Source organism: Limosilactobacillus pulli (assembly GCF_947381555.1).
In the GTDB taxonomy this organism is placed as follows: Bacteria; Bacillota; Bacilli; order Lactobacillales; family Lactobacillaceae; genus Limosilactobacillus; species Limosilactobacillus pulli.
Map to the genome: position 1 here is coordinate 1 of NZ_CANCWQ010000046.1, position 6976 is coordinate 6976.

At 49.8% G+C, this 6976-nt stretch carries 5 protein-coding genes; all 5 read left to right on the plus strand.

What is annotated here, in order from left to right:
- Positions 1-1000: 1000 nt before the first annotated feature.
- The 5 genes from QOS03_RS08740 (at position 1001) to QOS03_RS08760 (ending at position 6680) form a co-directional block, all read left to right on the plus strand.
- Positions 1001-3007 (plus strand): VapE domain-containing protein, encoded by a 2007-nt coding sequence (locus QOS03_RS08740; RefSeq protein WP_283576136.1) that lies wholly within the window; start codon positions 1001-1003, stop codon positions 3005-3007.
- Positions 3008-3481: 474 nt separating this feature from the next.
- A complete protein-coding gene (locus QOS03_RS08745; protein WP_283576137.1) occupies positions 3482-3742 on the plus strand; it encodes a hypothetical protein in 261 nt (86 codons plus the stop codon).
- 221 nt (positions 3743-3963) lie between these two features.
- The gene (locus QOS03_RS08750) at positions 3964-4839 is read left to right on the plus strand and encodes a hypothetical protein (RefSeq protein WP_283576138.1); all 876 of its coding nucleotides are present in this window, start codon (positions 3964-3966) and stop codon (positions 4837-4839) included.
- A gap of 12 nt (positions 4840-4851) precedes the next feature.
- Entirely contained in the window at positions 4852-5394 is a 543-nt protein-coding gene (locus QOS03_RS08755) for a RusA family crossover junction endodeoxyribonuclease (RefSeq protein WP_283576139.1), read from the plus strand.
- A 2-nt stretch (positions 5395-5396) separates the two neighbouring features.
- Complete coding sequence (locus QOS03_RS08760; protein ID WP_283576140.1) at positions 5397-6680, plus strand: hypothetical protein; 1284 nt, start codon at positions 5397-5399, stop codon at positions 6678-6680.
- The last annotated feature ends 296 nt before the right edge of the window (positions 6681-6976 follow it).

The following is a 6976-nucleotide window of genomic DNA, read 5'->3' on the forward strand; positions in this document are numbered from 1 at the left end:
TCAACTTTGGGGAGTAAGTCTTTTGCTCCGTTCCGTATACGGAACGGAGCAAAAGACTTACTCCCCAAAGTTGACAAAAAATGAGACTGAGCCTATAATATAAAATGTGTAAAGATTTGATACACTTATAAAGGTACAAAATTGTTGACGACAAAACCAACTTTGTTTTTTCTGTCCAGCTCAACTTGAACAGAACAGTTTTTGATGTCTTTACTTTTTGTCTTTCATGAAGTCGTCAATTACAAAAACGTCCCTTTTCTCTCTCCGTATCATTTCTTTACACTTTTTAATATGATATTTTTACAATTTGTAAGAATTAAATTAATTCTGACACAATGTAAAATCACCCGTACTGTATCATACTGGGGTTTTGACGACTTTTTGACCTTTATTTTTAGGCGCTGGCACGCTTAAAAAGTGCGGTCTAAATCTGCCGTCCGTTCGACCGATGAATTTTACATTTTGTAAAAAGCGATTTTTTTTAGTCGGTTCAAAAATGACCCCGACTTTTTGGCACTAAAAAGCACCCGTTTTTTGAGCCCTACTTTTTGACACCGATAGAAAAATGGCGTTGCATTTTCAGCAGATTTTTACATGCTGTTAGCGGTCAAAAAATGGCCTTTTTAGGCCCTTTAAAGTTAGAGGCGATGTTTTTATCGTGAAACGCAAAAAGGCACCCCAGAGGCTCATTTTGAGCTTCTGAGACGCCTTTAAAGTAAAAAGTGCATCACAACCGTGGATGTGATACACTTTTTCGTGAAAGAAAAAAAGCGAAGTCAAAAAAGATTGGGAAGTCTTGGACTTTGCTTTTACGGCGCGTTTTGAACGGAACGCTTTTTATATATCTTTTTACGCCTTTTATCTTAGCATATTGGGTGTAAAAAGCAAGCTGAAACCGCGTGGTGTCTGTAAGCACAAGCGTTCACTAACAGCTCAAAACGCCGTTCTTTCAAGCTATTCAACGTTTATATAATGCTGAAAATGAAAGGCGGTTTTTTTAATGAAAAAAACTTTTGATGAAACTTCTAAGATGCTTCCTGAGCAAGCCAGTGAAAAGCTCTGGGGAGAGCTGGCAAAGATGAGCCCAGCTGATGCACTGGCCTATCGCCGTGCTGAAGAAAGCGAAGAAGAGAAAAGCATCCGCTTGCTGGGATGGCGACGCAACCCACGCCGCGGCGTAACGCAATCGGCACTGGTGGCGCGTCATATCTCGAAGGGGGCTGATGGTACTGATACTAACTCCAATATCAGCTTCTTCGGCACTACTGATGAGGCCTTCCCCAGCACTCAAGAGCTTTCGTGGCTTTCTGACCTCTCTTGGACGCTCGCCATGGCTACTGACTTGAGCAAAGCATGGAAGAAAACATACACTGAAGATGGCTCATATATCCGCATCGTTGGGGGGCTCAACACGCGCATCAGCATGGCACTTTTGGCTATTGGCCATTTGTACCTTGAGCAAGGCAAAGCCGTCCTTTTTGACACCAGCGGCCAAGCCTATGCAGTACCTTTTAAGGCCCTTTTTGACCCCCACACTTTTGTACGGGAAAAAATGGAAACTTATCGTGAACCGCGGTTTTTTAGTGCTATCCAGAGCTACTGTGAAGGCCGTTGGTCAACCGCCCGTACTATCAAAGGCTATGCGGCCGCGCTTTTTGACGAGCGGCACTTCTCACACGACATCCTCAGCCAGCTGGGCTACGAAAACGCGGCCTCCTCGCCCTTCTTCTTTGATGGCTTCGAAGCTTTGACGCAGACAAGTGCCTTAGCCGTCAAAAGCGGTAAGCTCAAAAACTTACAAGGCGACACTAATGAAAAGATAGGGTATCGGATGGCAAAAAAGTTTGAGCTCGCCTTCTGGGACTTGATGAGCGAAGGGGTTTCAGACACTGGTGCACTAGGCCAGACAGCCGCTGAGCCTTACCGCTGGAAAGTGTTGCAGTATATGCTTTATGCACCTCTCAAAATACGTTTTGTTGACGCGCTTGGCCGCCCAGCTTATGAGCGCTTGTGTGGGGCTACGGGTATGCAGGGGATGCCAATCCTCGTTGGGGCACAAGGCATCGGAAAAAGTACCCTTGTACGTAAGTTGTGCCTTGGCTGGGGCGGTGCTGTAAAAGATGCGGGCGATAGCGAGAGCCAAACAGCCGTGTATTCACGAGCCCAAAGCGCTATCGTTGAGTACGCTGAGCTTGAAAAAATGACTGGGCGCCAGATAGGGCACTTGAAAGCTGGCACTACTACGTATGTAGCCGACATCAACTTGAAGTATGCCAATGGCATCACGCGCTTCACTTTAAAAAGCCTTATCATAGGCACGGCCAACAATAGCGATTTCTTGGCTGATGAGACGGGCTCACGGCGTTTTTGGCCTATCGCTATCGAAAGCTTCGACCGTCAAAAGACCACTGACGACTACATCCTTACCCTTTTAGGGAACGCCCAGCTTTATTTGAACACGGAAGTTGACCGCCATCTCGCTGGCGGATATTCAAAAGCCGCCGCCGCCACTCTGAGCCTTGAGCTCCCCGAAACCGCGGAAGACCGAGCTTTCAAAGAAGCTGGCTACTCAAGGCTCAGTCCTCAGCAAAGCTATGTCGAAGACTTCATCAAAGCTATGCTGGCCCAGCCGCAAAGCTATCCCACGGCCTACCTAGGACGGAGTGCCGATGGTAACAGCCTTTACTTTGGCACGAAAAAGGCACTCGAAGTTGCTTTTGAGGGCTGGCTAAAAGGTCAAGAAAGCCCAGGGGCGCGCGGTGTTTTTACATCCACACTCACCGAGTATCTTTATGGCCTACCAAGCACTAAGAAGCGCGCCTCAGCCCGCATAGGTACCGCTATAAAGAAGGTTTGCATTGTCTCCATCGCCGAGCTGAGCTTCCTTGCTACTCAAGAAGTGCCACTCACACCTACCCAACAGGCATCGCGCCCAACTTACACTGACGCATACGCCGAAACAAACAAGCTTACTCCCGAGATGGAAAACTACTACAAGCCTTTATAAACCTTAAAAAATGCTCCGATTTTTTCGGGGCTTTTTTTTACTCTTTTTTCAGCTGATGTAGACATCCTTTTTGGCTATTTTTTGATGTAGACAAAAAAAGTGTCTACACGGGTACGCTTACTCTCCCAAGGGATAAGGTGTACTCAAAAAAAAGGTGTAGACATCCGTAGACAAAGCGTTGACTACGTGCTTACGCTTACTCTCCCAACGGTTTTGACGTTTTTTTTTCTCTTTTTTTGATGTAGACACTTTTTTTTCCCAACTTATATATAAATGGCTTAAAATTTAAATTTTATATTTTTATGTGTCTACATTGTCTACATATACTTCTATCCCTTGATATATAAGGGTTTTTATGTAGACATTTTGGTGTCTACACCTTGTCTACATGTGTCTACATTGTCTACATTCGATCTAAACCACTCTTTTGTGCGTTTCGAGTGCGTGGCCCCCGCCTTCGCTACGCTCAGCCGCGTGCCGCTCGCTGGCGCTCGCTCACAAGGTGCCACTGAAGGCTACTCCGCAAGCTCGCTGGCGCTCGCAAGCTCATACCACACGGCTACGGCTACGCGGCATCTCGTTTGGTGGGTTTCGTACGGCCGAGGCAGTCCTGCAACTTTACAGCGGGGACGGACTTTGCGGGGCCACGGTCTACAGAGTGCGGCACGGCTACACGGCTACGGGGTGCTGGAGTTGGGGGCACGGCCGTTTCCACGGCACGCGCGGTGGGGCTAAAGGCTGCGGAAGTGTGCACTGCTACAGGGGGGGATGGTGCTGGCTGGCCTTTTGGCGACGCTAAAGGCTGGGCAGTGCGGCACGGCTACAAAAGGGCATAACATCAACATCCCTGTCAGTCTAAAAGGGAGCAGAAGTCTATTTTTTGTGGTACTCACTGATTGCTAAAAGTGTAAAAAAATGATATACTAAAGGCAGTAAAAAAACAGGAGGCATCTTTTATGGGAAAATCGCAAAAGGGGCTAAGTCAAGGCCAACAGCTGGCACTGGGAGTGGCTGAAAAGCTACTCGCGCCAGACATCTTGGCACGTATCGACGTATCTAAGAGCACGCTGGCAAAGGTTGCTGGGCAGAGCAGACCGACTTTTTACAGGCATCTAAAAGCCATGGGGCTTGGTGAAGAGGCCAACCCGATGGACTTGGAAGGCCGCGCGGAGTACATCCGCTCGCACTTTACTGTAAAGAGTGTTGAGGACTTGCTGGACTATGCGCGCGAAAACGCCTTTTACCGCAAAAAGACACAGCATCGCGCCTACGACAACAGCGGCCGCGCGGCGAAGGCCCAGACTTTGCGGCAAAGCAGAGCCAAGCAGACACACAAGCAGACTGTAGACCAGAGCCAAGCAAACAGCCGTGTACTAGCGGAAGTGAGCGCCTTGACGGGCCAAAAGGCGGCCCCAGCCCCAGCAAAAACAGCGGCAAAAGAAGGTCTACCCTTTGACCCACATAACCTTATCGCGCCCGTTATCGCGCCAGTTACGCCACATCTGCTGAAACTGCTGACCCGCTACTACATCCAGAACTCAGTAAAAAGGCCCCAGCCCGACAAGCAGTGGTTGGAGATTGAGGCGGCCCCAACGGCTAAGGCGGCACGGAATGAGCTTGAGGCACTGGCTAAAGACCCTAAAAACGAGGTCAACGTTGAAAAGTGGGCACTTTGGTACTATGTAAAAAACTTCGCCGAAAAGAAACAGCGCGAAACCATCAAGCGCTCCCTACAGCTGGGGTACTTTGACGGCAAAGAAGATGACAAGGACTGGGCTTTTGCCTTGTACATCCCTTGCCACGCCTTTCATTTCACGGCTGAGATGTTTTAGAAGGTGATGGCTATGGAAGGAAAAGTCGAAAAAGAGGTCAACTTCACCATACCTTTTGCCCCAGTAACGGCCAAGCGACCACGGCTGGGAGCTGGGGGCCATGCGCGCACGCCAGATGACTACAGAGCCTATCTGAAGGCCGTGAGGACGTGGCTGGAGGAATGGCTGGACGAGCAACCGACAGGCGCCGAAAATCCCTTGTACATCTTGACGCATCTGGAGTACGGCGCTCCTATCCGTGTGGTTGAGGCAAAGGCAGACAAGGGCAAAAAACATCCCTTAAACCCGCGTTTCGCGGGCTTTTACATACAACTGACCTTCGTTTTGAAAAGACCGAAAACCGTCAAAACGGCCTTCCCTATGGCCGCCAACAGCGGCGACTTGGACAACTTCTACAAGGCGGCGGTTGACGCGACCTTCGGCAGTGAACCTTTTCGCTATGCTGGCCTTGATGATAGGTGGGTACAAGGCGCAAGCATGGTCAAGCGCTACACGGCCCTAGGCACGGACGAGAAACCCCACACGGACGTAACCATCAAAAGACTGGAGGTGTAAGGATGGGAGCAAGGAACAGAAAAGAGATGGCCGACCTCGTATCAACAGAGCTGGCCCAGCTGGATAAGTTGTCGCGCGACCTTGAAAGCTACTGGCAGACCAAAACAGCGGAGTCTTCCAGCATCCGCGACTGGCGTTTGCGCTATCGCACGTGGCTAAGGCACACTGAAAGTGCGGTAGGGAAGGTCAAAAGCGAAGATGACTGGATAAGTGCTGAGCGCGCGCGGCGGGGCTTTAACGCGCGTATGCGCAACAGTTTTCGCAAGCTGGACGGGGAGATCAGAGAAAGCTCCGACCTTGAGGCACGGATGATAGCGTACGACCCCAGCTATGCGGACGACATCAAACGGGCAAAAGAAGTCTATGATAGCGAGCTGACTAAGGCGGAAGACACTTACTGGGACGACTTTTTGGCACACCGTGTGAAAGTCAAAAAGCGAGCGGTCGAGCTGGGGCACGACATCAACTCACTTGCGGGGGTGCGAGTTGTTGGCGTCAACATCGGAGAAGAACTCGAAGACTCCACACTGGAAGTGAAGACACTAGACCGCGGCATCAGCACTTACGCTTTAACGTTACGGCAAAGGTACGCGGGCTACGATACTTACAGCGAGCTTGAAAGCCCGATATGCACCCCAGAACACATCCAAGCGGCACGGGCTTTTATGCGGCGAAACGAGCTGTGGGCAGAAGAGGCGGCCGAAGCTGAGATAGGCGAAGGCGTAAAAGACTTTATAAGGCTCACCTTCGCGCCACTCAAAAAGGACTTGGAAGACTATGACCCCGACATCCGCTATCGGCCGCGGCTGGCTATTATCCAAGCCCACAAAGCACCCACGCAAGGCCCAGACACGCACTTGCTGGACGAGCTTCAACAGTACGCAACAGGGCCTTATGACGCCGCGCGCGGCCACTTGGACGACATTAACGCGCTAGTGGCCCGCGTAGGGTACGGATGCCCGCCTATCGAAGTACCCGCGGCTGGGGCTCAAGAGAGCGCGCGGACGGCCGTTTTGGAGGACATCAAGGAAGTTAAGGGCACGATGGACGCTTTTGGCTTTCAAGACCATGGAGGCAAGCGTACAACGCTCATAGAGCCGCTCAGAGAGAGCCTAGACCGCTTGCTGGGGGTTTCTTCCAAAAGGACGCAAAAGCGCCATATCGAGCTATATAGGGCATATGCGAGCGCGCTGGAAGTCTGGATAAAAACCGCTTGGACACAGTTCGGGGGTACTCCAAAAGGTGCCAAGGAGGCAAAATATAAACGGATGGCAAGTGGGAAGTGACAAAAGTCAAAAAAAGCCGTTTTTTGCGAGTCGCAAAGCCGGCTTTTTTGGTGCACTTTTTAAAGTGAAAAGTGTAAAGAAATGATACAAATGGCTTGCAGACAAAAATTACATTTTGTAAAAGATATGTTTATGGAAAGTTGTAAAGTTTTGAGATTGTCAAAAAGTGAAAAGAGATTTTTGGGCTTGAACATCATTTTGGAGGTCTGTATCATTTTTTGCCAATATTGATGAAGGGGTCTTGTGCTCCGTTCCGTATACGGAACGGAGCACAAGACCCCTTCATCAATATTGGC